The sequence below is a fragment of the Cupriavidus sp. GW821-FHT07C08 genome (genome assembly GCF_059419025.1).
In genome coordinates, this window is record NZ_JBWKQZ010000001.1 from 204,241 (window position 1) to 226,833 (window position 22,593).

Below are 22,593 nucleotides of genomic sequence, written 5' to 3' on the forward strand. Positions count from 1 at the left end.
TGGAGGCTGCCATGAAGCCCTTCAAGACTGGTGTGACTCTATCCGCCACGGTCGTGCTGTTCTACGTTCTATGCACGCTCGTCTGGATGGTTCTTCCTGAGCCCTTCATGAATTTCATGAACGCGCTCTTTCACGGGCTCGATTTCCGGCGCCTTCAGACGGGCGAACCGATATCCTGGTGGTCGGTCATCTACCCGGCCTTCGTTTTTGCAGTGTGGTTCTTTGCTGCCGGAGCTTTCTTTGCATGGTTATACAACAGCCTTCGGGGAGAGACCTGACACCAAGAATGGCGCCTACCGATATGACTTCAAGGCTTAGCGCCACAGCTCTTTGGGAGCTCGTGTTGTCCAGACCGGCGGCCGGCTTCGAATAGCGGTGGCAGTCGAATTTTCCTGGCTTACCCGAAAGATTAAAAGGTTTCTATGGAACCGCGTCAGCAGCAGTTTTCCCTATGGTATGTGGTCCTGGCAGTCTCGGCGATGCTCATTCTTCAGAGCGTCCTGTTCTCGTCCCATGTCGAGACGCTACCGTACAGCGACTTCAAGGTCCTGCTCAAGGCCGGCAAGCTCAAGGACATCACGCTTGGAGAAGGAGCCATCACCGGCAAGCTCAGCACCACTGGCATTGAGACGCTGCTCCCCAAGCAACAGGTCGAAGAAATATTGCGCCAGGGAAAGGGAGACCACCCCTTCTCCACGCTTCGAGTCAACGACCCCAATCTGGTCCAGGACCTCGAAGCTGCCAAGGTGCGCTTCGTCGGTCAGGCCGACAGCAAGTGGATTGGCACGCTGCTGTCGTGGATTGTTCCTGCAATGCTCTTCTTTGCCGTCTGGAGCTTCCTCATCAAGCGGGTGGGCAGCGCCGCCGGCGGGATGATGGAAATAGGCAAGAGCAAGGCAAAGGTCTACATGCAGAAAGAAACGGGGGTGACGTTTGCCGACGTCGCCGGCATCGATGAGGCAAAGGAGGAGTTAGCCGAAATCGTCAACTTCCTGAAGGACCCGCAGCGCTATCGGCGTCTGGGTGGCAAGATTCCCAAGGGCGTACTGCTCCTGGGGGCTCCTGGCACCGGCAAGACATTGTTGGCAAAGGCAGTAGCCGGGGAAGCCGGCGTGCCGTTCTTCACCATGAGCGGCTCGGAGTTCGTTGAGATGTTTGTTGGCGTGGGGGCGGCGCGGGTGCGCGACCTGTTCGACCAGGCCGAGACCAAGGCGCCCTGCATCATCTTCATCGACGAACTGGACGCGCTGGGTAAGACGCGCGCGCTCAACGCCGTAGCCGGCAACGACGAGCGCGAACAGACCCTGAACCAGTTGTTGGTTGAGATGGACGGGTTCGACACCAACAAAGGGGTCATCATTATGGCGGCCACCAACCGGCCCGAGATCCTGGACCCAGCGCTACTGCGCCCCGGCCGCTTCGACCGCCATATCGCCCTGGACCGCCCTGACCTGAAAGGGCGCGAGCAGATTCTCAAGGTACACGTCAAAAATGTCGTTCTTGCCCCGACCGTCGACCTGACCAAGCTGGCCGGACGCACCCCCGGATTCGCGGGCGCCGACCTCGCCAACCTTGTCAACGAGGCCGCACTGCTGGCGGCTCGCAAGGGCAAGGATGCGGTAGAGATGCCAGACTTTGACGAGGCGCTGGACCGCATCGTAGGCGGCTTGGAGAAGAAGAGCCGCGTGATGAATCAGCAGGAGAAGGAAACCATCGCCTACCACGAGGCGGGTCATGCCATCGTGGCGGAATTGCGGCCACATGCTGACCGAGTTTCCAAGATCTCCATCATTCCCAGAGGCGTCGCAGCATTGGGGTACACGCAGCAGACCCCGACAGAGGACCGCTATCTCCTGAAGCAAAGCGAACTGCTCGACCGGCTTGATGTATTGCTTGGAGGTCGCATTGCCGAACAGATTGTCTACGCAGACGTTTCGACCGGTGCGCAAAATGACCTGCAACGCGCAACAGACATGGCTCGCCAGATGATTACGCAGTTCGGCATGAGCGAGCAGCTTGGACTTGCTGCTTACGAGGACATGCCGAACCCGCTCTTTACCGGGCCAGGACTGATGCCTCGGCAACGCAAAGAGTACAGCGAGAGTACTGCGCAAATCATTGATACAGAAGTGCGGACGATTCTGGGCGACGCCAGTCAGCGGGTGAAGCAAACGTTGCTGGCAAACCGGCACAAGCTAGACGCGCTGGCAAAGCTACTGCTCGAACAGGAGGTCGTAGACCGACCTTCGCTGGAGCTGTTGCTCTCCGAAAAAGTTACCCCGCTTTCACCCGGCAAGCCCCACCCTTTCCCGCCCGATGCGCCCGACTCAAGGAAGGTGAACCATGAAAATGAAGGCAAGTAGCAAGACGGCTCCATCCGAGGTAAGCGCCATCTCCCATGACAGCTATGAGGAGAATCTCCACCTGCTTCAAATCGAGCTGGTCAAACTACAGAAGCACTTCATTTCCTGCAGCGACCGGATTCTGGTGATTTTTGAGGGAAGGGATGCGTCTGGGAAGGATGGGACCATCAAGCGCATTGTCGAACACCTCAGTCCGCGTGAAACGCGCGTCGTCGCACTGGGGAAGCCATCCGACCGTGACCGAGGCTCCTGGTACTTCCGCCGCTATGCGGCCGAGCTGCCTGCGGCCGGCGAGTTCACCCTTTTCAATCGCAGTTGGTACAACCGGGCTGGTGTGGAACATGTGATGGGCTTCTGCACCAAGGACGAGCATGAGGAGTTCATGGCAAGTGTCCCAGAGTTCGAACGGATGCTCGTGCGTTCCGGAATTCGTCTTATCAAGTACTACCTTGACATCAGCAAGGCCGAACAGAAGAAGCGCATCGAAGAGCGCCGCCGGGATCCGCTAAAACAGTGGAAAGTCAGCCCCATTGACGAACAAGCGGTATCGCTTTGGAAGAAATACAGTAAGGCACGGAACGAGATGTTTGCTCGAACCAGCGACATCGTGCCATGGAACGTCGTGCGCGCCGACGACAAGCATGTCGCACGCCTCAGCGTCATCAAGGATCTACTGACCCGCCTTCACTATGCGCACAAGGACGCTGAGCTGATTCGCCCTAATCCGGAAGTTGTGTTTCCTTATGCAGAGGAACATCTTCTGAGCGGGGCGATTTCGAAGTGAGACGGTAGTGAGCTTGCCCCCGCAAAACGAATCCCTTGCTGAGGTTAAACTGAAGCAAGGAGAGATGTGATGACAAGCAAGACAAAGCGGGCGCAGTACACGCTGGAATTCAAGCTGGAAGCGGTACGGCTGGTGAAGAGCGGGCAGAGCATGGCAGTGGTTAGCGCGACCCTGGGCATCAGAGCGCAGACGCTGCATAACTGGGTCAAGGCGGAGCGGGAAGGCAAGCTGACTGGTGCGGGTATGAAGCCGGTCAGCCCGGAGCAGATGGAGCTGGCCCGGCTTCGGGCGGAGGTGGCGCGCTTGAAGATGGAGCGCGATATTTTAAAAAAAGCCGCAGCATACTTTGCGAAGGAGTCGGTGTGAGGTATGCGTTCATCGAGCGAAACCGACGTTACTGGCCGGTCTCGGTCCTGTGTGAGCTGTTAGGGGTCAGCCCCAGCGGCTATCACCAGCGCAAGCAACGCACAGTAAGCACCGACAGGCCAGATAGAGGCCGACTCAGTGACGATGCCTTGTTGGCCCACATCAGGGCGATTCACGCCGGGGTCAAGGGGGAGTACGGCTGGCCGCGCATGTGGAAGGAACTGCTGGCGCGTGGGGTGCGGGTGGGCAAGGAGCGTGTTCGCAAGCTGATGGCGCTGCACGGCATCCGTGCCCGCCACAAGCGCAAGTACATCGCGACAACCAACTCGAACCACGATTTGCCGGTGGCCCCCAATCTGCTGCAACGCGACTTTAGCCCAGCAGCACCCAATCAAGTCTGGACGAGCGACATAACCTATGTGGCGACCGCCGAAGGCTGGCTCTACCTGGTGGTCATCATCGACCTGTTCAGCCGGCAGGTGGTTGGCTGGTCGATGCAACCACACATGAAGGCCGAATTGGTCACGGACGCGCTGCGCATGGCCTGGTTCCGGCGCCGCCCGGAAGCCGGTGTGATTGTGCACACCGACCGGGGAAGCCAGGGCGGATTCAACCGGTCGTCGCAACACCTTTAATCGAGGAGGTGTTTATGGGACGACCAGCAGGTTGGATGCAGAAGTTGACAGGGCGAGGAGCGATGCGCTCGCCAGGTGCGCCGTCGCATCGGCGTGAGATCGAGCGTCTATTTTGGGAGCAGATCGCCACCGGTATCACGAGCGAGAGAGCAGCAGAGGCGGTTGGCGTATCTCAAGCGGTGGGCGCGCGCTGGTTCCGCTATCGTGGCGGCATGCCACTTTTCATGTCGAACCCCATATCTGGTAGGTACTTGTCGTTCGCGGAGCGAGAAGAGATTGGGCTACTTTCGCTTCAAGGCGTCGGAGTACGCGAGATCGCTCGCCGTATCGGACGCAGCCCGTCAACGGTCTCGCGGGAACTGACACGTAACGCTGCAACTCGTGGCGGTCAGCTTGTGTATCGGGCTTCGGTTGCGCAGTGGAAGGCGGAGCTGGTTGCCAAAAGACCCAAACCGTCGAAACTGGTGAGTAACCCACGGCTGGGTCGCTACGTGCAAGACCGTTTGGAGGGCAAGATTCGCGACGCTGATGGCCGCGAGATTTCTGGGCCTCGGCAAGCGCCATTCAAAGGAAGAAACAAACCGCATCGCGGTGACCGCAAATGGGTTAATGGGTGGTCGCCCGAACAGATTTCCAACCGGCTGCAGATCGACTTCCCGGATGACGAATCCATGCGCATATCTCACGAAGCCATTTACCAAGCGCTCTATATCCAGGGCCGCGGTGCTCTGAAGCGCGAGCTGGTCAGTTGTCTGCGCACTGGGCGGGCGTTGCGCGTACCGAGGGCCAGGGCACAAGCCACGGCCTGGGCGCACGTTAGCGAGGATGTGATGATATCTAGCCGGCCTGCAGAAGCGCAGGATCGTGCTGTGCCAGGGCATTGGGAGGGTGACCTGATCATCGGCCTGAACCGATCTGCTATTGGGACGCTGGTGGAGAGATCAAGCCGTTTCACCATGCTCGTACACCTGCCTCGGGAGAAAGGCTATGGGCTGACTCCCCGGACGAAGAACGGCCCCGCGCTGGCTGGCTACGGAGCTGTCACGATGGCCAATGCGCTCAAGAAGACCGTGACCAACATGCCTGCCCAGTTGTGGCGGTCATTGACTTGGGATCGTGGCAAGGAACTATCCGATCACGCGCGCTTCACCGTCGAGTCCGGGGTAAAGGTATTCTTCGCCGATCCGCACAGTCCATGGCAGCGCGGCACGAACGAGAATACGAACGGCCTTCTGCGACAATACTTTCCCAAGGGCACAGACCTAACCCGTTGGAGCGCTCGAGAGATCCAGGCCGTTGCCAATGCCCTGAATACCAGGCCCCGGAAAGCGCTTGGTTGGAAGACACCTGCCGAAGCTCTGGACGAATATCTAAAATCTGTTCAACAATCTAGTGTTGCGACGACCGGTTGAATCCGCCCAGTATTGCAGCCATCTGTTTCAAGACGCTCTGAAGGCGTATGGCATGCGCTCGTCAATGAGCCGCAGGGGCGATTGCTGGGACAACGCGCCGACTGAGAGTCTGTGGGGGTCGTTGAAGGTCGCTCGCCTGCACGGTCGCCAGTTCGCTACCCGCCGCGCCGCAATGGACGAGGTAATTGACTGGCTTGGCTTTTATAATGCCAGCCGACTCCACTCGACGCTGGGCTACGTCAGCCCCATGACGTTCGAGAAAAACTGGTCCGCAGCTCAGCAACACCGGGCTGCCTAATTCCCTCGGTTATGGGATTCGTGGAACAGGGGCAAGGTCAGTAGCGCAGCACGAACTTGTGACCTGCGAGGATGGATGAGATGAAGACCAGCATCATTGAAGTTGGAGGCCTGCTGTCCGTTCTGAGCACTCGCGCGGTGGAGAAGCGCCTCGCCAGACTACCCGGCGTCGTTAGGGCGGAGGCTAATTGGGTCGCTGGCAGCACTACGGTGAAGTATGACGAAGCCGTAACAAGCCCGACCGGGCTGGGCATGGCGATGTTGTACCCCAATCTGAGCGCTGCGGTAGCCGACATCGCACACCCCAGTTGGCGGGCGTCCGCCATTGGCATCTACCGCTTCTGGCGCGACCTCGGGTATGGCATCGGCGCGCTCTGCCTGGGCGCAGCTGCAGCGCTCGGTGGCCGCGCCGAGAGTGCATTCCGGTTCGTCGCCATCGCGATGGGACTGTCTGGCCTCGTACTGCATCACTGGGGAGAGGAGACGCATCCGCGTCTCAACCCGGCACGCTAATTTCCTCTTAACGCACTGGCCGCTGTTCGGCACTGCTGGGTCTGGACCGCTTGGCACGCTGATACAAGACAACAATTGAAAACAACCTGCCTCAGATGACGTCCAGAGGGATTTTTAGATAGCGAACGCCATTCGCATCGGGCGGTGGCAACTCCCCGGCTCGTATATTGACTTGCACCGACGGCAGAAGCAGCGTGGGCATCGCCAGCGTCGCATCGCGCGCCCGGCGCATGGCCACGAACTGTCCCTCGCTCACGCCGTCATGCACGTGGATATTGCCTTCGCGCTGAGCGCGCACCGTCGTTTCCCATGCAGGCCCGCGCCCCTCGGGCGGATAGTCGTGACACATAAAGAGCCGTGTATTGCTCGGCAGGTCCAGCAGCTTGCGGATGGAGCGATACAACTCGTGCGCGTCGCCGCCCGGAAAATCGCAGCGAGCCGTGCCGACGTCCGGCATGAACAGCGTATCGCCGACAAAGACCGCGTCCCCAATCTGGTAAGCCATGTCGGCGGGTGTATGCCCTGGCACATGAATCGCCCTGCCGGTCAGGCCGCCGATGGCAAACGTCGCTCCGTCGTCAAACAGGTGGTCGAACTGCGACCCGTCGAGCCCGAACTCAGGCTCCAGGTTAAAGAGCGTCTTGAAGACCCCCTGTACGTTGCGGATGTTCTGGCCTATTGCTATCTGGCCACCCAGGTGTCGCTTCAGGTACTGCGCGGCAGACAGGTGGTCGGCATGCGCGTGCGTCTCGAGAATCCACTCGACTCTCAGTCCATGCGCGCGCACAAACGCAACAACCTTATCAGCACTTGCCGTCGATGTCCGACCCGCCTTGGGGTCGTAGTCCAGCACCGAGTCGATGATGGCGCACTCGGGGCGCCCCACCTGAAAGACCACGTACGTCACAGTCCAGGTCGCAGGGTCGAAGAACGGCTGGATAGTCGGGTGCATGCTCGCCTCCTTGGATGCAGTACATTCTATTCACAAACATTCTATTTTTCAATATAATATTAACAAGCAAAATGTAAACGACCTATGGACCAGCCCCAGCCCGCCATCGACCTCGCCAGCATGCAAGCTGCTGCGGCGCAGGCCTGTACCCTGCTCAAGGTGCTTGCCAATCCGGACCGCCTGCTGCTGATGTGCCGCCTGTCCCAAGGCGAGCTGTCTGTCGGTGAGCTGGAGGAGCAGCTCGGCATCCGGCAGCCGACGCTGTCTCAACAGCTCGGTGTGCTGCGCGAGAACAGCCTGGTGGCGACGCGCCGTGACGGCAAGAACATCTTCTATTCGGTGGCGAGCCCCCAGGCGCTTGCCGTCATGGCGGTCCTTTATGAACAGTTCTGTGCCAACCCCGATCAGGAGGCGACATGCTGATTGACCTCGCTAACTTCACGCCCGGCCTGTCACTGGTCGGAGGGCTCATCATCGGTGCGGCGGCCGCCGTGCTGCTGCTGCTCAACGGCCGCATTGCCGGCATCAGCGGCATCTTCGGCGGCCTGCTCAGCCTGCCTCGAAAGGACATGGCCTGGCGCCTGACCTTCCTCGCTGGCCTGGTTGGCGCTCCTGTGATTGCGAGCCTGCTCGGCAAGCCCGCCATTGCGGATATCCAGGCAAGCTGGGGCGAAATCCTGGCCGCCGGCTTCCTGGTCGGCCTTGGCACCCGCTACGCCAGCGGCTGCACCAGCGGCCATGGCGTGTGTGGCATCTCGCGCGGCTCCATCCGCTCGCTGGTCGCCACCCTCACCTTCATGGTGGCGGGATTCCTGACTGTCTTCGTGCAACGGCACCTGATTGGAGGCTGATATGACCGCCATGACTGCACTCGTCGCAGGCCTGCTATTCGGCATTGGCCTGATGGTCTCCGGCATGGCCAACCCGGCCAAGGTGCTGGGCTTTCTTGACCTTGCAGGAACCTGGGACCCGTCCCTCGCTTTTGTGATGGCCGGTGCCATTGCCATTGGCTCGCTCGCCTTCCTCATCGCCAAACACCGCAAGCGCTCCTTCCTGGGGCTGCCTGTGCAACTGCCGGCGAGCACGGCCGTAACGCTGCGGCTGGTACTGGGCAGCGCCGCCTTCGGCACCGGCTGGGGTCTGGCCGGCTTCTGCCCCGGCCCCGCGCTGGTTGCCCTGGGCGCTGGCCATCCGAAGGCCATTGGCTTTGTGGCAGCAATGGTGGCTGGCATGCTCGTGTTCGAGGTCGCGGAGCGCGCCAAATCAAGCATGCAACGGGCGTAAACACGCCAGCACTGGCAGCGAAGTGCCGTTGGATAGAGGCGTGGCAGAGGAACAAACAATCCGCCGCAGGGCTGGCGCCGACGGGCGAAGTGGCGCTTTGCACGATTCATCCTGACTTGCCGCCCTCAAAGTCAAATTCTAGGTATTCCGCCCCGGATGTGCTCCTGGCCAACCGTTTCCTGGCAACCGGAGCATTGCTGCTGAGGGCATCCGCAAAATGGTCTGCGCAGATTGCTCCTGCGCAGACCAGCACATCGATGGGACTGAACACCCGGTACACCCATCGCTTCGTTGATCCCAATCAACTCAAATCCCTGACCGCCGCATACCTTGGACTAGGAACTATCATGTTTTCATAGGAGGATCTCCCATGTCCACCAATCATCGCCTCTCTACCCTTATCACTGCGGCCGCCGTGCTAGCGTGGGCGCCAGCAGCTTTCCCGGCGTCGCCGGCTACCGGCATTGAGCATGAGCAGCACCATCCTGAAAAGCGGCAAGATAAGGCTCCGGTCGTAACTCCCGGAGTTTCCAGCGATGCAAAGCTGGACGCCCAGGTTGCCCACCTGCGTGCCATCAGAGAGCGGCTTTCGCGTGCCAAAACGCCGGAGGAGCGTCAGGCCCTCTTGGCTGAACGCCATCAGGTCATGCAAGATGCAATGGCCATCATGCAAAAGGACATGATGAAAATGGGCGGCCCTGCTCGTATGGCTCCTGGCAAGAGAGTCGCCAAGGGAAACGCCCCATCAAATCAAATGCAGATGTGCCAAGACATGGCGGGTAGTCACATGGCGTTCATGCAGGAAATGATGCAGACGATGGCCAACGACCAAGGCATGGGCCCGGGCATGGGCCCGGGAATGGGCCCGGGAATGGGTCCGGGCATGGGTCCGGGCATGGGTCCGGGCATGGGGCCGGGGATGGGTCCGGGCATGGGTGGAAAGATGGCGCCAGGCGGATGATGGGTCTAGCCGTAAGGTTTGGCCCTCGTGCGGACTAATCCCGTCAGACCGCAGACCTGCCAGCCCCTTGCCGTCCGGCCGTGCGCGCTTGCGACGGCAGTTCCGCTGCAGCAGCAGAATGGAGTGAGTGTCTGCAAAGCTTTCGGCGTAGCGTCGCCGGTGCCGAAACGGTCCGTGGCTTTTTTCCGCCTTGCCGTCCTGAATGAAGCCGGTCGCGGCGTTCGCAATTACAATCGCCAGAATTACCCCGGCACATGGGGGCCTGATTCCGGACAACTGCGATGCCATCCCCAATCATGAGGCATGTCGCATCAGGCCACCCTTTCGTGGGGAATTTGCACGATTAGGCAAAAGCCCTTGCCGGGAGTGCTGTCGATGGTGAAGCTGCCACCCAGAAGGCGTGCCCGCTCCCGGATGCCAAGGAGTCCCAGCGATTTGCGTGGCCCGCTTGCGGAGGGGACTTTGTCCCAGCCCACCCCATTGTCTTGCACCTGCAACACAAGTTGGCCCTCTGACTGGGTGAGCTGAATATGCACGGTGGTCGCGTCGGCATGCCGGACGACATTGCTCAATGCCTCCTGGACAATGCGGAACATGGCGATTGCCGTCTGCCCGGGGACGTCAGCCTCGGCACCGTCCACGCTCACCGCCAATCCGTACCGGTTGGCAAAATCATCGGCCAACCACTCAATGGCAGGAATCATACCCAACTCGTCCAGCAAGGCCGGCCGTAGGTCACTCGCAATGCGTCGGACCGAGGCAACAGTATTGTCGATGACGCCGTTTATGGCACCAATCTCGTCTAGCAGGCCTGCTGTGTCCCGGCCCTCGTCAACGTCCGCGCCGAGCATAGCCATGTCCATCTTAAGCGCGCTCAGACGCTGGCCCAGGTCATCGTGCAGCTCGCGCGCAATGCGGCGCCTCTCCTCCTCGCGAGCAGCGAGTATCCCATCTGAAAGCTGTTGCAGTTCTTCCCGTGAGCGGCGCAGGGCCTCCTCCGCGCGTGCCCGCTCCGTGATATCACGCAGCATCACGGTAAATAGCCTCGTGCCTTCGTGGGCCGTTTGCGAGATGGATGCTTCGATTGGGAATTCAGTGCCGTCACGACGCAGAGCGTAGAGTGCCCGTTGACGCCCCATCTGACGATCCGATACGCCCGTGATCCCAAACTGACGCACGTGCTCCTCATGAGCGGCCCGGTAGCGTTCGGGGATGAAGTCGCTGAGGGGGCGGCCAATCGCGAGTTCGGCCGGCCAGGCGAATAGCGTTTCTGCCATGGGATTGAACAGTACGACGCGCTGATCACTGTCCACGGTGATGATCGCTTCCATCGAAGATCGGATGATCCCCGCCAATTGGGCTTCGCTATCCGCCACACGTTGGATATCACTACTCCATGTGAGCTTCTTCAGCCGGCTCCAGTAAAGTCCCGCGGCGAGCCCGATGCCCACTCCCGTCAAAAGCACCAACGGCGCCAGGAACTGCCGATACCATTCGACGGTAGCCATCAAAAAGCATCCCGCCGCGAGGAAGAGAACAACCGTCACAATGCCAATCGCCATGGCAAGGGCGTGAGAACGTTCGGACGAGGGCTGCACCTTGCCCGCAGGCGCCAAAGGGTTGCTCATGGAATGGACAATGATTGTCGGGGAATCCTTCTCGACCCCCAAATATATAGGGTGACAACCGCTAAAGCGCAATTTGATCCGAAAATGCGCCGTAATCGCCGCGTGCATCAAGGAGTGAGCGAATGCCGCAGTACCGCCGACAGCCACTGCGGGTCCGCGCCGTACAGAATCATCTCCGCCGGCACCGCGAACCGCGGCCGCTGCAGCCATCGACCATCTCCAGGGCTGGCCCGGCCTGCCAGCTGTCGAGGCTATTATCGGCCCCTGTGCCTGTTGGACTAACATCACCATTACACAGGGCCTGATTCGGCGCGCAGCCGGGATTGCGCAGCCGCCAGCGCGGCAGGATCGGCGGTCATCTGAAGGCGTCTGCGGGAGTCGCCCAGCAACCGGCACCAGTTACGCAGGGATCGGGTTCGCCATGCACATCGGATTACGCAAGTTTGACCTCAGTTTGCTGCCGGTCGCGGCCGGCACGCTGGGCGGTGGCTTGCTGCTTTTTGCCTTCGGCGAAGCGGTCGCCGCGAGGCTCGCATGGGCGGTTGGCGCGCTGGTCGTCGCCGGCGCGCTGATCGTCGCCATCGTGCGGTCGCTGCGCCGGAAGGAAGCGGGCGTCGATGTCCTGGCGCTGCTGGCTATCGGGCTGGCGCTGGCGCTTGGCGAATTCCTCGCTTCCGCCGTGTTGGCCCTGATGATCGAAAGCGGCAGGGCGATTGAGAACTATGCGCAGGCCCGTTCCGAGCGGGAGATGTCCGCCCTGCTCAGCCGCGCCCCGCAGTCCGCCAACCGCTTCGAGGACGGAGAATGGCGCGCGGTTTCCCTCGATGTGGTCAGTCCGGGGGATCGCCTGTTGGTCCGGCATGGCGAAGTGGTGCCCGTCGACGGCGCATTGCTGGGCCAGGCGACGCTGGACGAATCTGCCCTGACTGGCGAGTCGCTGCCACGGCCGCGCCTCGCCGGCGAGACCGTGCGCAGCAGTGTGCTGAACGCGGGCGCCCCCTTCGAGATGGTGGCAGCAACCACCGCGGGGGACAGCACCTTCGCCGGCATCGCCAGGCTGGTGCGCACCGCCCGCGCGGAGCGCCCGCCCGCGGCGCGGCTGGCCGACCGTTATGCACTGTGGCTGGTGCCTGTCACCCTGCTCGTCGCCGGGCTTGCCTGGCTTGCCAGCGGTGAGCTCGCACGGGCGCTGGCGGTGCTGGTGGTCGCCACCCCCTGTCCGTTGATCCTGGCCGTGCCGGTGGCGATTGTGTCCGGGGTGTCGCGTTGCGCCGGGCGCGGCGTGCTGGTCAAGGGCGGCGGCGCGCTTGAGAGGTTGTCGCAGGCGAGCATCCTCTTCTTCGACAAGACTGGAACCCTGACGGGCGGCAGGGCCCGCCTGGCGGCCATCGAGAGCGCGCCCGGATGGCCTGCGCCCGACGTGCTGCGCGTCGCCGCTTCGCTGTCCCAAGCCTCCGGGCATGTTGTCGCCGAAGCCATCACGACCGCGGCGCGCGAGCGAGGCCTGGCCCTGGACCTACCGTCGGGCGTGACCGAGACCGCCGGTGCTGGCATTGCCGGGCGGGTCGGCGAGCACGTGGTGGCGGTGGGATCGCCCGCCTTTGCCGGCGGCGGCGATGCCGGGCCACCGTGGTGCCAGGCCATGCTGCAACGCGCGGCCTACGAGGGCGCCTCGCTCTCGCTGGTCACGGTCGACGGCGTGCTGGTCGGGGCACTGCAGTTCGTGGACCTGATTCGCCTGGACACCCCGCGCGCGTTGCGCTTGCTGCGCAAGGCGGGCATACGGCGGCTGGCCATGCTCACGGGAGACCGGCCCGACGTCGCCGAGACGGTCGGCGCGATGCTGGGCGTGACCGAGGTCCATGCCAACCTCACCCCATCGCAGAAGCTTGCCGCGATCGAGGCGGCGCGCCACGACGGCACCGTGCTGATGGTGGGCGACGGCGTGAACGATGCACCGGCGCTGGCCGCCGCGGACGTCGGCGTGGCCATGGGCGCACGCGGCGCCGCGGCATCCTCGGAAGCCGCCGATGTCGTGCTGCTGGTGGACCGGCTTGACCGGCTGGTGGACGCGGTGCGCATCGCCCGCCGGTCGCGCCGGCTGGCCGTGCAAAGCGCCATGGCCGGCATGGGCCTGTCGTTCGTCGCGATGGCGGTTGCCGCGTTCGGCTACCTGCGGCCACTGGCCGGCGCCATGCTGCAGGAGGTCATCGATGTGCTGGTCATTGCCAATGCGCTGCGCGCCCTGCGCGCCGACCCGTCAGTGCCGGCAGAACGCCTGTCCACGGCCGACGCCGAGCGCCTGAACCAGGAGCACGCCGCGCTAGCGCCGCTGATGGAACAGATCCGCAGCCTCGCGGACAGGTTGCCAGCCATGCCCCGCCACGCCGCGGGCACGGAACTGCGCCGCTTGTGCGCATCCCTCAGCGGGACACTTTTGCCGCACGAACAGCACGATGACGCGCAGCTCTATCCGCATCTTGCGCGGCTGGTCGGAGGCGATGATCCGCTGGCCGCGATGAGCGCGATGCACCGCGAGCTCTTCCGCGTAATCCGGCTGCTGCAGCACATGGCCGACGATTCGCCGCCCGACGGGCCGGACGCAAGCCGCATCAGGGAGTACCAGCGGCTGCTCTACGGGCTCGACGCCGTGTTGCGGGTGCACTGCGCGCAGGAAGACGAGCTGTTCCATGCGCTGCGCGAAGACGCACCAATGGAGTGAGCTCGCGACGGCACCGTGCGTATGTGACCTGGCTAAGCAGGTTCATTGAGGATGGCGCTTCAGCGACCGCACCTCGCATCCTACCCAGTGCGCGATACCCCGGCTGAACCAAAGTTGGGCGAGACCAGTTGCGGATGTTGGGGAATGCTCCTTCTCACAACAATGGCCGGGAAATACCGGGTTATGCTGCCGCGTCCCCGTCAGATTCCGCTGACAGGCCGGGTGCGCATGACGGACAAGCGCCGTCTCAAAGCACGTACAAGCGGCATGGCGCCATGCCGACAGCTTTTTCGGCGCTGGATGATTTCGGCATCGGCGGCCGACAACGATACTGCAGGCATAAACGGAGGCACACGGATCCAGCGGCAGGCGAGGAGCAGGGGCCGACCGAACCAGGAGCGACCAGCGCAGCAAGGGCAAAAAGGGCAACAAGGGGAAAGCGATGAGCGACGATCACCATATCGGACCTGCACAGCGCCTTGCGGCAATCACCACGAAGATCCCCCTTGGCGCGCATCTGAAGACGGACCGCCGTGGCTATGTCCATCACGGCATCTATGTCGGCAACGGCGAGGTGGTGCACTATGTCGGGTTCAAAGGCTTCCTGCGTTGCGGCCCGGTCGAAAAGACCACCCTCGCCGGCTTTGCCGACGGCTACGGCTTCCGCGTCGAGCCGGGCACGCAAGCCAGGTACATCGAGGCGGAGATCATACGGCGCGCGACTGCGCGGCTTGGAGAGGACGATTACCGCCTTCTTACCAATAACTGCGAGCACTTCTGCATGTGGTGCCTGTCTGGCGAGAGCCGCAGCGAGCAAGTGGAGGCGCTGCTGAGCCACCCGTGGCGCGCGCTACTGGCTATCATGGGCGTACTCTGTAGTGCGGCGAGCATCCTGGGCCAGGATCTGGCCGCACGCGTGACGGCCTAGGGCGCAGCGGGGGCGAGCTGGCAGGCAGAGTTTGCGTGCCGAGGCTGCAGTTGAGGTGGCACTCACAACAGCGGAAGGGAGCAGGCGGCAAGGGACATGGAGAGCCAATGGGACGACGCGGCGTTGACGGCCGCCTTGCAGCAGCCGGATGCCTACGCCCACCCGGCGCCGGCAGTACAGGTCATCGAGACGCATATCTCCCGTGTCTTCCTGGCCGGGGACTTTGCCTACAAGGTGCGCAAGCCGGTGCGGTTCGACTTTGTCGACTTCTCCACCGCGCAGGCGCGCCGCGACGACTGTGAGACCGAACTGCGCCTGAACCGCCGGTTCGCCCCCGCCCTGTACCTGGATGTGGTGCCGATCGTGGCAGGCCCCTCGCCCGGCTCGGTGCGCGTCTGCGGCAGCGGCATGCCGATCGAACATGCGGTCCGGATGCAGCGCTTCGACCAACAAGACCTGCTCAGCGCAAGGATCGCTGCGGACCGGCTGGAGCCGGGCCATATCGATGCGCTGGCGCGCAGCATTGCGGCCTTCCACCAGGCGCAGCCGCCCGCGTCCCAGGCCGATGGCTTTGGCACGCCGGCCCGCATCGACGCGACCCTTGCGGAGTGCCTGAGCGGCATCGGGCGGCTGGCGTGGGCCTCCCACCTGGCCAGCCGCGTGGCGCTGCGGGCGCGCAGCGAGGCCACGCGGCTAACAGGCGCGTTCCGGGTACGCCTGCGCAACGGCCATGTGCGTGAGTGCCATGGCGACCTGCACCTGAGCAACATCGTGCTGCTGAACGGCGTGCCGACGCCATTCGACTGCCTGGAGTTCGACGCCGCTCTGCGCTGGACCGACACCATCAGCGACCTGGCCTTCCCGGTCATGGATCTGCTGCACCATGGCCGACCGGCGCTGGCCTACCGGCTGCTCAACGGCTACCTGGAGCAATCGGGAGACTACGGCGCGCTGGCCGTATTGCCCTTCTATCTCGCCATGCGGGCCCTGGTGCGCGCGCGCGTGCTGCTGGAGTGCGCCTGCCAGAAGCACGCCGCGGGCGCGCCCATGGCACCGGCGCAGGCCGAGGCTGGCAGGCTGCTGGCGTTGGCATGGCGATGCCTCAGCCGCCGTCGCGGGCCGATGATGCTGATGCATGGCCTGTCCGGCAGCGGCAAGTCCACGGTTGCCGCACAGTTGAGCGAGACCGGGTCGATGGTACGCGTGCGCTCCGACGCGGTACGCAAGGGCCTGCACCGCGGCGTGATGCCCGCCGGTGGCTGGTATGCCGCGAGCGAAACGGCACGGACCTACCGACGCCTGCTCGCCGTCTGCCGGCTCGGCTGCTGCGCCGGGTTCCCGATGATTGCCGACGCGACTTTCCTGGTCCGCGCCGAGCGCGAACGCTTTGCTGCCCAGGCGCGCCGCCTTGGCGTGCCCTTCGCCATCGTCACCTGCGAAGCCAGCCCTGAGACGCTGCGCGCCCGCATCGCCGCTCGTGCACGGGCGGGCGCGGACCTGTCGGATGCCGACGACGGCGTGCTGGCGTGGCAGATGCGTGTCCAGGAGCCGCTGACAGAAGCCGAGCGTGCCTGCGTCGCCTCGCCGGGCAGCTTTATCGGCCCCGCCGCACCCGGCTGCGGCTGACGCTAGCATCCAGGCTTACCGTGCCCGCGCTGACGGCGGGTGACGGCCAGTGCGACCAGGGCGCCAGCCACGGCCGCGACCGCGGCGACGGAGCCCATGCTCTCCCAGGGATGCGCGTGGACGTAGCGATCCGTGGTGTCGGCCCATTGCGAGACACGCATCCGCGCCGCCTGACGTTGCTCGGCCAGGCGCCCCTGGAGCGCGTGCAGGCGTGCGCTCAGCTGCGCGCGTGCCTGCGTGGTCTCTGTGCCGGCTTCATCGGCAACATCCCGCAACAATGCCTGTACATCCGCCAGCAGCGTGTTGGCATCACGGGCTAGTGCTTCCTTGTGCAGCAAGAGCGCGGCGCGAGTATCGTTCATGTCAGCCTCCTTTTCACTGAGTCGTCGCCGTGCATCGCACGGCACCATGGAATCCTGTCGAACTACAAGTTCTCGCCAGCCGCTGCAAAATGCTGGCAGAACCATTTGCCGGCGAGCTCGCCGACCTGTTCCAGCGCGCCCGGCTGCTCGAACAGGTGAGTGGCGCCGGGAATCACCTCCAGCCGCTTCTCGCATTGCATCCATGCGGTGGCGCGCGCGTTGAGCTTCAGCACCACCGGATCCGCTTCGCCTACGATCATCAGCGTCGGGGCCTGCAGTTGGCACAGCGCCTCGTGGCCTGCCAGGTCGACGCGGCCGCCGCGCGCCACCACCGCGTCGATCCGCATGCGCGGCGGCGGCTCAGCGGCGGCACGGATGGCCGCGGCAGCACCCATACTGGCGGCGAAGTAGCCGAGCCGCAGGTGGCGCTCGCGCGTCAGGTGCGCGGCCGAGACCGTGGCAGCTTTGAGGCGTTCCCCGAGCAGGGCGATGTCGAATCGCTTCGACCTCCCGACGTCCTCGTCCGGCGCCAGCAGGTCAAACAGCAGCGTGCCCAGGCCCACCCGATTCAGCGTCGCTGCGACCCCGCGGCTGCGTACGCTGTAGCGCGAACTGCCGCTGCCATGTGCGAACAGGACCAGGCCGGATGCCGCTTCCGGCAGGGTTAGATCGCCTGGCAGCGCGATGTCGCCGATATGGATCCGCACCTGTTCGATGGTGATGTGCTGCATGAGACTTCCCTTCCCCCCTCTTCCTGTCCTTGCCAACGGCCGCGCCACCGTCACGTCCTGTGCCAGTGCACGTGCAGTCGGTCTCAGTGCGACATCAGGACCGGCACTGTCATCGACCCGAGCAGCGTGCGGGTGACACCGCCAAGGACCAGCTCGTGCACCCGGCTGTGCCCGTAGGCCCCCATGACGATCAGGTCAGCATTTCGGTCCGCGGCGTGTGAGAGCAACAACTGGCCGACGTCTTCGCCATCTTCCGCTCCGAACGTGCACAGCTGCACCGCCACGCCATGCCGACCCAGCCAGTCCACGGCATGCTGAGGCGGCGAAATCCATGTTCCCTTCAAAACCCCGGACGGTGTCCACGAGACCACTTCCACAGTGCCCGCGCGCTGCAGGAGCGGGAGCGCATCTCGGATGGCCCGCGCCGACTCGCGGCTGCCGTTCCACGCCACCATGATGTTCTTGCCAACGCTCGGGAACCGGCCCGCATACGGAACCACCAACACCGGCCGCCCGCATTCCAGCACAATGGATTCAACAAAGCCGGGCTCGGCGTAGGCGGCTTCATCGGTGGGATCGTGCTGTCCGAGAATGACAAGGTCCGCCCGATGCGCCTCCGCCTGGACCGTCGCCGCCGTGGCCCAGTCCGGCGCCCGCCATTCCGTAATGATGGCTACCTCGTCCGTTGCGCCCATCAGGGCATGGTGGGCCCGCTCGCCGACCTGATGCCGCCATTCGTTGTAAGAGGCAAGATAGCGGTCACCGTCCACCAGGTAGCGCACGGCGGTGGGATCCGGCTTGCCGACGGCAAGCAGGCCGACCAGCGTGGAATGAAACTCCAGCGCCAGCTGGGTGGCGAGGTGCAGCCGGTCGTAAACGCGGCGGCCGGCATCGAGATGAACCAGGATCGTTGCGTAGTCCATGGATTGACTCCATCAGGCAGCCCCGGACGGAGCTTTCCTTGAATCTATATCGCCACCCCGCCCCGGATTTGTCATGCATCAAGCCGCCTTCGTGTCCGCGCTACAGGCGATACCGCTGGCACCAGGTACGAGTTGGCCCAGGCCGCCTGACGCCAGCGCGGCAGTGCGTGGCTTCGGCGGCCGCAGCAGGTCCGGTACGGCGGTACACGCTGTGCATAGCGCCACCAACGCGCAGGCGGCAAGCCTGTGCCATCCTGGCCGTTTTTCCGGCGTGCACGACTGCAAGCGATTCTTCATGGGTAGCTCCTTGTAGGACGCGCACCGCTCCAAGGGCGGCGGCTGCCGGCCACGACGTGCGCCTCATACCGCGAAGCGAAAATGGCCGCTGTGCAGCACAATGTGCTGCGCACCTGTCATCTCGAACAGCGCTCCCGCAACGCGTTCAATGTCCTGGCGGTTGCCCATGAATGCCGGCAGCAAATCTTCACTGCGGTACGAGCGTGCGCCGAAATGATCCTCAAGCGCCTCCGCAGTGATCTCATAGGTCGCCGGCGAGCCGTCCACCTTCGCGGCACACCGCAGGCTCGGTCCGGTCGAGCAATAATCCGGAATCTCGCCGGCAAAATCGATCTTATGCATAGTCTCTTGGCGTAAAACGCCCTCCATAGTCTGTTCGCCCTGCCTACGCCTCCTCAGCACGGACCAGCAAGACGGGCGCGACGGCTAGAGTGATCACGCTTCGCGCGACGCTGCCCATGACGAGTCGCCGCACTCCCCGGCGGCCGTGCGTCCCCATCACAACCAGATCTGCGCCCCAGCCATTGGCTTCAGCCGCGATCGTGGCAGCAACGTCGCCCTCGGCCATCGGCTTGCCGAGCAGCCGCGTCACGTGGCGAATACCTGCTGCGGCAAGCCGGCTGACGGCGGCAGCGAGAACGCTTTGCCCCGCAGTCGTGTGTGCCCATGACGATCAGGTCCGCGCCCCAGTGGTCTGCTTCCGCGATGATCGCTTCGGCTGTGACTCTTTCCAAATTAGCGGTCGCAAGAACATGCGGGTTGATGCCAGTCAACGAAGCCCTAAGTCCCCACTGGCCGGCCGTTCCGATCTCCGACCGGGTCAGCGACGGGCGCAGGCCCACCGGTCTTCATGCCGCACAATCCCGGTGAGCATGGCGCCTTGCCGCCGATACTGTCGGCCCCGCTCAGGTCAGCCCCTGCTCGGCGGGTACATGGGCGTAGCCATGGGCGCTTGCGACGGCCGCATAAGTCACGCTCCCGCGACAGATATTCAGCCCGGCCCGCAGGCAGGGATCGTCTGAGAGCGCACGGGTCCATCCCTTGTCGGCAAGGGCCATCGCATGACCGATCGTGGCGTTGTTCAGGGCAAAGGTGGAGGTCCTCGCCACGGCTGCCGGCATGTTGGTCACGCAGTAGTGCAGCACGCTGTCGACCACATAGGTCGGATCCGTATGGCTGGTCGGGCGCGATGTCTCGGCGCAGCCTCCCTGGTCTATCGCCACATCCACCAGCACCGAACCTGCTTTCATGCGCGCGACCATCGCACGCGTGATCAGCTTGGGCGCCTCGGCGCCAGGCACCAGCACCGCGCCGATGACCGCATCGGCCGAGAGCAACGCGCGCTCGATACTGTCAGCGCTGGAGTAGACCGTCACGACTCGATTGCCGTACACCGAGCCGAGATGCCGCAGACGTTCGATATTCTTGTCCAACACTGTCACGCGCGCCCCCATGCCAACCGCGATCTGGACGGCATTGGCGCCCACCACGCCGGCGCCGATCACGACGACATGTGCCGGCGCGACACCCGGGACGCCGCCGAGCAGCAGTCCCATGCCGCCGTGCGGCTTCTCGAGGTAGGCTGCCGCCACCTGGACTGACATGCGGCCGGCGACCTCGCTCATGGGAGCCAGCAGCGGCAGACCACCGTCAGACCCCGTAACCGTCTCATAGGCGATGCAGACTGCGCCGGATTGCAGCAGCGCGGCAGTCAACTCTCGTTCCGCGGCCAGATGCAGGTATGCAAAGAGGATCTGCCCAGCCTTGAGCAGCGCCAGCTCGCGTGGTTGTGGCTCCTTGACCTTGACAATCATCTGGGCCCGGTCGTACACGGCCTTCGCATCGGCAGCCAGCTTCGCGCCAGCCGCTTCGTAATGCGCGTCGGAAAGGCCAAGCGCGGCCCCGGCCCCGGCCTGGACCATGACCTGGTGACCGCGGCTGACAAGTTCGCGCACGCAGGCAGGCGTCAAGCCAACCCGGTACTCGTTATCCTTGATTTCCTTGGGCACGCCGATCCACATGGCCTTGCTCACACGGGTGGTAATTCCGGCAGATTCCTCACCAGGTGCTTGAATTGCCCCCAGTCCACGGCCGGATGCACCGAGGTCTCTCCGTGACCATACGCCCCCACCAGGACCGACACCTGCATGGCAGCCTCGATGTTGTTGGCCTCGAAGATATCGAAATAATTATAGGGCCCGAGGGTTACATAGCTGCCCAGCCATTTCACATCCAAATATCGCCATGTTCGACTCCGCGGCAGACGCCGCAAGATGTGATTGACGTTTGCCATCACCACTTGCCGGAAGCACCACCACCGCCAAAGCCGCCGCCACCGCCGCCGAATCCCCCGGGGCCCGACCTGCCGCCATATCTTCCCGAGCGGCCGCCAATAGCCAGCAAGCCCATGTGCGGGCCGCCCATCAGCGTGAACAAGAGCGCGATTGCCCCCGCAACGATACCGGCAAAGATAGCGCCAGAAAGCATCCACGCGACCACACCAACGGCCCCACCCGTCGCGACCGCACCCGGGAAGCGCCCCAGCATGGAACGCAGTAACCCGCCCAGAACCAGAGTGAGCACAAGCAGGATTGGCATCAGTTGCCGGACGGGGTCACCCGTATCCCCTGCCTTTTGCTCCGGCGGTGGCAGTGGCTCCCCTTCGATGACCCCAAGCATGCGGTCGATGCCCGCAGACACACCGCCATAGAAGTCGCCCTGCTTGAATCGGGGCACGATATCATCACTGATGATGCGCTTGCTTGCGGCGTCAGTCAGGACGCCTTCGAGCCCGTAACCCACCTCAATACGAAGCGTGCGGTCATCTTTGGCGATGATGAGCAGCGCGCCGTCATCAACGCGGTTGCGCCCCAGCTTCCATTGCTCGACCACGCGAAGCGAATACTGTTCGATGGTTTCCGGTCGAGTAGTGGGAACCATGAGAATTGCAACCTGAACTCCCCTCCTGGCTTCGAAGGCCTGCAGCGTCTGGTCCAGGGACGCCTGCTGTTCACGCGTTAGCGTACCAGTCAGGTCAGTCACTCGCGCCGTCAATGACGGAACGGCAACCTCGGCGATGACTCCGAGAGACACTAGGGCAGTCAGCGCCAGAAGTAGGCCGCGCGCGGCCGTGCGCGGGTTCAACTGGCACAACCGGGGGCGCTGGCCGCAGCGGCACCGACTAATGGCTAGCATTACGAGCACCGCCCATATCTTGCGCACGGGACACCTCCGCGACGACAGGTCTCTTGATTTCCCTCAGGGGACCCAGAGGTCAGCACGTGACAAGATCCGTATGTCCGAAGCCCTTGGAATAGTCGAGCACGGAAATGACCGTGGGAGTCACCCTGAATATTCGGACATCCTCAGCGGTTGGCATCGGCACCGGCAAGGCAATCTGTTCCGGATACTTCAATGGGAACATCCGGAGGATTCTCTCCGCTACGGCCGCATCGACCACCAGTTGCGCGTGCGCCGCCATGGACAGGCCGGTAATCGCCATAAGATCTGGCGTATCGTGATCAATTGTCAGCGAGACACGGTCATCCAATGCCAGATTGGCCGCCTTTTGGCTGCTCGGACCACAGAGGAAGTAGAGCGTGAGACCCTCATTAACATAACCCACAGTGGTAGCCTGAGGCCAGCCGTCCGGCCTCAGGGTCGCAAGCGTCATGATCCTGTGTTGGCTCAACAAGGTCAGGATTTTCTGTCTGATCTCTTCGTCCATATTTGGTCCCCTGTTACGCCAGTACAAACAACACCAACGGGGCCGGCATGGCCGGGGAGCGACCTTCAGCCGGCACGTACCT

General features: G+C 63.4%; 22 protein-coding genes and 3 pseudogenes. 14 read left to right on the plus strand and 11 right to left on the minus strand.

Annotation, left to right across the window (positions count from 1 at the left end):
• Positions 1 to 11: 11 nt before the first annotated feature.
• The 7 genes and pseudogenes from AC07UK_RS01020 to AC07UK_RS01050 all read left to right on the plus strand — a co-directional run.
• On the plus strand, positions 12 to 278 hold the full coding sequence (locus AC07UK_RS01020; protein ID WP_436221839.1) for a DUF5676 family membrane protein: 267 nt from the start codon (positions 12 to 14) through the stop codon (positions 276 to 278).
• A gap of 144 nt (positions 279 to 422) precedes the next feature.
• Positions 423 to 2,363, plus strand: coding sequence for an ATP-dependent zinc metalloprotease FtsH (gene ftsH / locus AC07UK_RS01025; RefSeq protein ID WP_436221840.1), 1,941 nt, complete (start codon positions 423 to 425; stop codon positions 2,361 to 2,363).
• A complete protein-coding gene (gene ppk2, locus AC07UK_RS01030; RefSeq protein WP_436223077.1) occupies positions 2,350 to 3,147 on the plus strand; it encodes a polyphosphate kinase 2 in 798 nt (265 codons plus the stop codon). The genes ftsH and ppk2 overlap by 14 nt, the downstream gene beginning before the upstream one ends.
• Positions 3,148 to 3,216: 69 nt before the next feature.
• Positions 3,217 to 4,115: pseudogene (locus AC07UK_RS01035) on the plus strand (IS3-like element ISRme13 family transposase); the annotation flags it as partial.
• A gap of 68 nt (positions 4,116 to 4,183) precedes the next feature.
• On the plus strand, positions 4,184 to 5,560 hold the full coding sequence (locus AC07UK_RS01040; protein WP_494685411.1) for an IS30 family transposase: 1,377 nt from the start codon (positions 4,184 to 4,186) through the stop codon (positions 5,558 to 5,560).
• A gap of 4 nt (positions 5,561 to 5,564) precedes the next feature.
• Positions 5,565 to 5,858, plus strand: a pseudogene (locus AC07UK_RS01045) (integrase core domain-containing protein); the annotation flags it as partial.
• A gap of 242 nt (positions 5,859 to 6,100) precedes the next feature.
• A pseudogene (locus AC07UK_RS01050) lies at positions 6,101 to 6,370 on the plus strand (MFS transporter); the annotation flags it as partial.
• Positions 6,371 to 6,461: 91 nt separating this feature from the next.
• Here the strand turns inward: AC07UK_RS01050 and AC07UK_RS01055 are convergent.
• Positions 6,462 to 7,322: an MBL fold metallo-hydrolase gene (locus AC07UK_RS01055; RefSeq protein WP_436221841.1), complete on the minus strand. Its 861-nt coding sequence runs from the start codon at positions 7,320 to 7,322 to the stop codon at positions 6,462 to 6,464.
• An 84-nt stretch (positions 7,323 to 7,406) separates the two neighbouring features.
• Between AC07UK_RS01055 and AC07UK_RS01060 the strand changes: the two genes are divergently transcribed.
• The 4 genes from AC07UK_RS01060 to AC07UK_RS01075 all read left to right on the plus strand — a co-directional run bounded on the left by AC07UK_RS01060 (position 7,407) and on the right by AC07UK_RS01075 (position 9,567).
• The gene (locus AC07UK_RS01060) at positions 7,407 to 7,745 is read left to right on the plus strand and encodes a metalloregulator ArsR/SmtB family transcription factor (RefSeq protein ID WP_436221842.1); all 339 of its coding nucleotides are present in this window, start codon (positions 7,407 to 7,409) and stop codon (positions 7,743 to 7,745) included.
• Positions 7,739 to 8,173: a YeeE/YedE family protein gene (locus AC07UK_RS01065; RefSeq protein ID WP_436221843.1), complete on the plus strand. Its 435-nt coding sequence runs from the start codon at positions 7,739 to 7,741 to the stop codon at positions 8,171 to 8,173. Before AC07UK_RS01060 ends, AC07UK_RS01065 begins: the two co-directional genes overlap by 7 nt.
• Before the next feature lies 1 nt (position 8,174).
• Positions 8,175 to 8,606 (plus strand): DUF6691 family protein, encoded by a 432-nt coding sequence (locus AC07UK_RS01070; RefSeq protein WP_436221844.1) that lies wholly within the window; start codon positions 8,175 to 8,177, stop codon positions 8,604 to 8,606.
• A 370-nt stretch (positions 8,607 to 8,976) separates the two neighbouring features.
• The gene (locus AC07UK_RS01075) at positions 8,977 to 9,567 is read left to right on the plus strand and encodes a hypothetical protein (RefSeq protein ID WP_494685410.1); all 591 of its coding nucleotides are present in this window, start codon (positions 8,977 to 8,979) and stop codon (positions 9,565 to 9,567) included.
• A 311-nt stretch (positions 9,568 to 9,878) separates the two neighbouring features.
• On the opposite strand, the gene AC07UK_RS01080 is transcribed toward AC07UK_RS01075, so the two are convergent.
• Positions 9,879 to 11,405, minus strand: coding sequence for a PAS domain-containing sensor histidine kinase (locus AC07UK_RS01080; RefSeq protein ID WP_494685409.1), 1,527 nt, complete (start codon positions 11,403 to 11,405; stop codon positions 9,879 to 9,881).
• Positions 11,406 to 11,616: 211 nt separating this feature from the next.
• On the opposite strand from AC07UK_RS01080, the gene AC07UK_RS01085 reads away from it, so the two are divergent.
• The 3 genes from AC07UK_RS01085 (at position 11,617) to AC07UK_RS01095 (ending at position 16,471) form a co-directional block, all read left to right on the plus strand.
• On the plus strand, positions 11,617 to 13,917 hold the full coding sequence (locus AC07UK_RS01085) for a heavy metal translocating P-type ATPase (RefSeq protein WP_494685408.1): 2,301 nt from the start codon (positions 11,617 to 11,619) through the stop codon (positions 13,915 to 13,917).
• A gap of 442 nt (positions 13,918 to 14,359) precedes the next feature.
• The gene (locus AC07UK_RS01090) at positions 14,360 to 14,845 is read left to right on the plus strand and encodes a lecithin retinol acyltransferase family protein (protein ID WP_494685407.1); all 486 of its coding nucleotides are present in this window, start codon (positions 14,360 to 14,362) and stop codon (positions 14,843 to 14,845) included.
• A 96-nt stretch (positions 14,846 to 14,941) separates the two neighbouring features.
• Complete coding sequence (locus AC07UK_RS01095) at positions 14,942 to 16,471, plus strand: bifunctional aminoglycoside phosphotransferase/ATP-binding protein (RefSeq protein WP_494685406.1); 1,530 nt, start codon at positions 14,942 to 14,944, stop codon at positions 16,469 to 16,471.
• 2 nt (positions 16,472 to 16,473) lie between these two features.
• On the opposite strand, the gene AC07UK_RS01100 is transcribed toward AC07UK_RS01095, so the two are convergent.
• From AC07UK_RS01100 to AC07UK_RS01140, 9 genes are all read right to left on the minus strand, one after another.
• A complete protein-coding gene (locus tag AC07UK_RS01100) occupies positions 16,474 to 16,833 on the minus strand; it encodes an ElaB/YgaM/YqjD family protein (protein ID WP_436221850.1) in 360 nt (119 codons plus the stop codon).
• Between the two features lie 62 nt (positions 16,834 to 16,895).
• Positions 16,896 to 17,564, minus strand: coding sequence for a dienelactone hydrolase family protein (locus AC07UK_RS01105; protein WP_436221851.1), 669 nt, complete (start codon positions 17,562 to 17,564; stop codon positions 16,896 to 16,898).
• An 83-nt stretch (positions 17,565 to 17,647) separates the two neighbouring features.
• Complete coding sequence (locus AC07UK_RS01110; RefSeq protein ID WP_436221852.1) at positions 17,648 to 18,487, minus strand: universal stress protein; 840 nt, start codon at positions 18,485 to 18,487, stop codon at positions 17,648 to 17,650.
• A 360-nt stretch (positions 18,488 to 18,847) separates the two neighbouring features.
• The gene (locus tag AC07UK_RS01115; RefSeq protein WP_436221853.1) at positions 18,848 to 19,126 is read right to left on the minus strand and encodes a DUF1488 family protein; all 279 of its coding nucleotides are present in this window, start codon (positions 19,124 to 19,126) and stop codon (positions 18,848 to 18,850) included.
• 43 nt (positions 19,127 to 19,169) lie between these two features.
• Positions 19,170 to 19,376 carry a universal stress protein gene (locus AC07UK_RS01120; protein WP_494685405.1) on the minus strand — a complete coding sequence of 69 codons (207 nt, stop codon included), beginning with the start codon at positions 19,374 to 19,376 and terminating at the stop codon, positions 19,170 to 19,172.
• Positions 19,377 to 19,689: 313 nt separating this feature from the next.
• Complete coding sequence (gene ald, locus AC07UK_RS01125) at positions 19,690 to 20,805, minus strand: alanine dehydrogenase (RefSeq protein WP_494685482.1); 1,116 nt, start codon at positions 20,803 to 20,805, stop codon at positions 19,690 to 19,692.
• An 8-nt stretch (positions 20,806 to 20,813) separates the two neighbouring features.
• The gene (locus AC07UK_RS01130; RefSeq protein ID WP_494685404.1) at positions 20,814 to 21,077 is read right to left on the minus strand and encodes a GYD domain-containing protein; all 264 of its coding nucleotides are present in this window, start codon (positions 21,075 to 21,077) and stop codon (positions 20,814 to 20,816) included.
• Positions 21,077 to 21,928 carry a TPM domain-containing protein gene (locus tag AC07UK_RS01135; RefSeq protein WP_494685403.1) on the minus strand — a complete coding sequence of 284 codons (852 nt, stop codon included), beginning with the start codon at positions 21,926 to 21,928 and terminating at the stop codon, positions 21,077 to 21,079. The genes AC07UK_RS01130 and AC07UK_RS01135 overlap by 1 nt, the downstream gene beginning before the upstream one ends.
• Positions 21,929 to 22,058: 130 nt before the next feature.
• Positions 22,059 to 22,511 carry a pyridoxamine 5'-phosphate oxidase family protein gene (locus tag AC07UK_RS01140; RefSeq protein ID WP_494685402.1) on the minus strand — a complete coding sequence of 151 codons (453 nt, stop codon included), beginning with the start codon at positions 22,509 to 22,511 and terminating at the stop codon, positions 22,059 to 22,061.
• Positions 22,512 to 22,593 lie beyond the last annotated feature (82 nt).

Coding starts and splice junctions, on each gene's coding strand:
- ppk2 (WP_436223077.1), top strand. CDS start 2,350: ATGAAGGCAAGTAGCAAGACGGCTCCATCCGAGGTAAGCGCCATCTCC.
- AC07UK_RS01090 (WP_494685407.1), top strand. CDS start 14,360: ATGAGCGACGATCACCATATCGGACCTGCACAGCGCCTTGCGGCAATC.
- AC07UK_RS01055 (WP_436221841.1), bottom strand. CDS start 7,322: ATGCACCCGACTATCCAGCCGTTCTTCGACCCTGCGACCTGGACTGTG.
- AC07UK_RS01040 (WP_494685411.1), top strand. CDS start 4,184: ATGCAGAAGTTGACAGGGCGAGGAGCGATGCGCTCGCCAGGTGCGCCG.
- AC07UK_RS01095 (WP_494685406.1), top strand. CDS start 14,942: ATGGAGAGCCAATGGGACGACGCGGCGTTGACGGCCGCCTTGCAGCAG.
- AC07UK_RS01075 (WP_494685410.1), top strand. CDS start 8,977: ATGTCCACCAATCATCGCCTCTCTACCCTTATCACTGCGGCCGCCGTG.
- AC07UK_RS01110 (WP_436221852.1), bottom strand. CDS start 18,487: ATGGACTACGCAACGATCCTGGTTCATCTCGATGCCGGCCGCCGCGTT.
- AC07UK_RS01100 (WP_436221850.1), bottom strand. CDS start 16,833: ATGAACGATACTCGCGCCGCGCTCTTGCTGCACAAGGAAGCACTAGCC.
- AC07UK_RS01130 (WP_494685404.1), bottom strand. CDS start 21,077: ATGGCAAACGTCAATCACATCTTGCGGCGTCTGCCGCGGAGTCGAACA.
- AC07UK_RS01020 (WP_436221839.1), top strand. CDS start 12: ATGAAGCCCTTCAAGACTGGTGTGACTCTATCCGCCACGGTCGTGCTG.
- AC07UK_RS01115 (WP_436221853.1), bottom strand. CDS start 19,126: ATGCATAAGATCGATTTTGCCGGCGAGATTCCGGATTATTGCTCGACC.
- AC07UK_RS01060 (WP_436221842.1), top strand. CDS start 7,407: ATGGACCAGCCCCAGCCCGCCATCGACCTCGCCAGCATGCAAGCTGCT.
- AC07UK_RS01080 (WP_494685409.1), bottom strand. CDS start 11,405: ATGGCTGCAGCGGCCGCGGTTCGCGGTGCCGGCGGAGATGATTCTGTA.
- AC07UK_RS01085 (WP_494685408.1), top strand. CDS start 11,617: ATGCACATCGGATTACGCAAGTTTGACCTCAGTTTGCTGCCGGTCGCG.
- AC07UK_RS01065 (WP_436221843.1), top strand. CDS start 7,739: ATGCTGATTGACCTCGCTAACTTCACGCCCGGCCTGTCACTGGTCGGA.
- ftsH (WP_436221840.1), top strand. CDS start 423: ATGGAACCGCGTCAGCAGCAGTTTTCCCTATGGTATGTGGTCCTGGCA.
- AC07UK_RS01105 (WP_436221851.1), bottom strand. CDS start 17,564: ATGCAGCACATCACCATCGAACAGGTGCGGATCCATATCGGCGACATC.
- AC07UK_RS01140 (WP_494685402.1), bottom strand. CDS start 22,511: ATGGACGAAGAGATCAGACAGAAAATCCTGACCTTGTTGAGCCAACAC.
- AC07UK_RS01070 (WP_436221844.1), top strand. CDS start 8,175: ATGACCGCCATGACTGCACTCGTCGCAGGCCTGCTATTCGGCATTGGC.
- ald (WP_494685482.1), bottom strand. CDS start 20,805: ATGTGGATCGGCGTGCCCAAGGAAATCAAGGATAACGAGTACCGGGTT.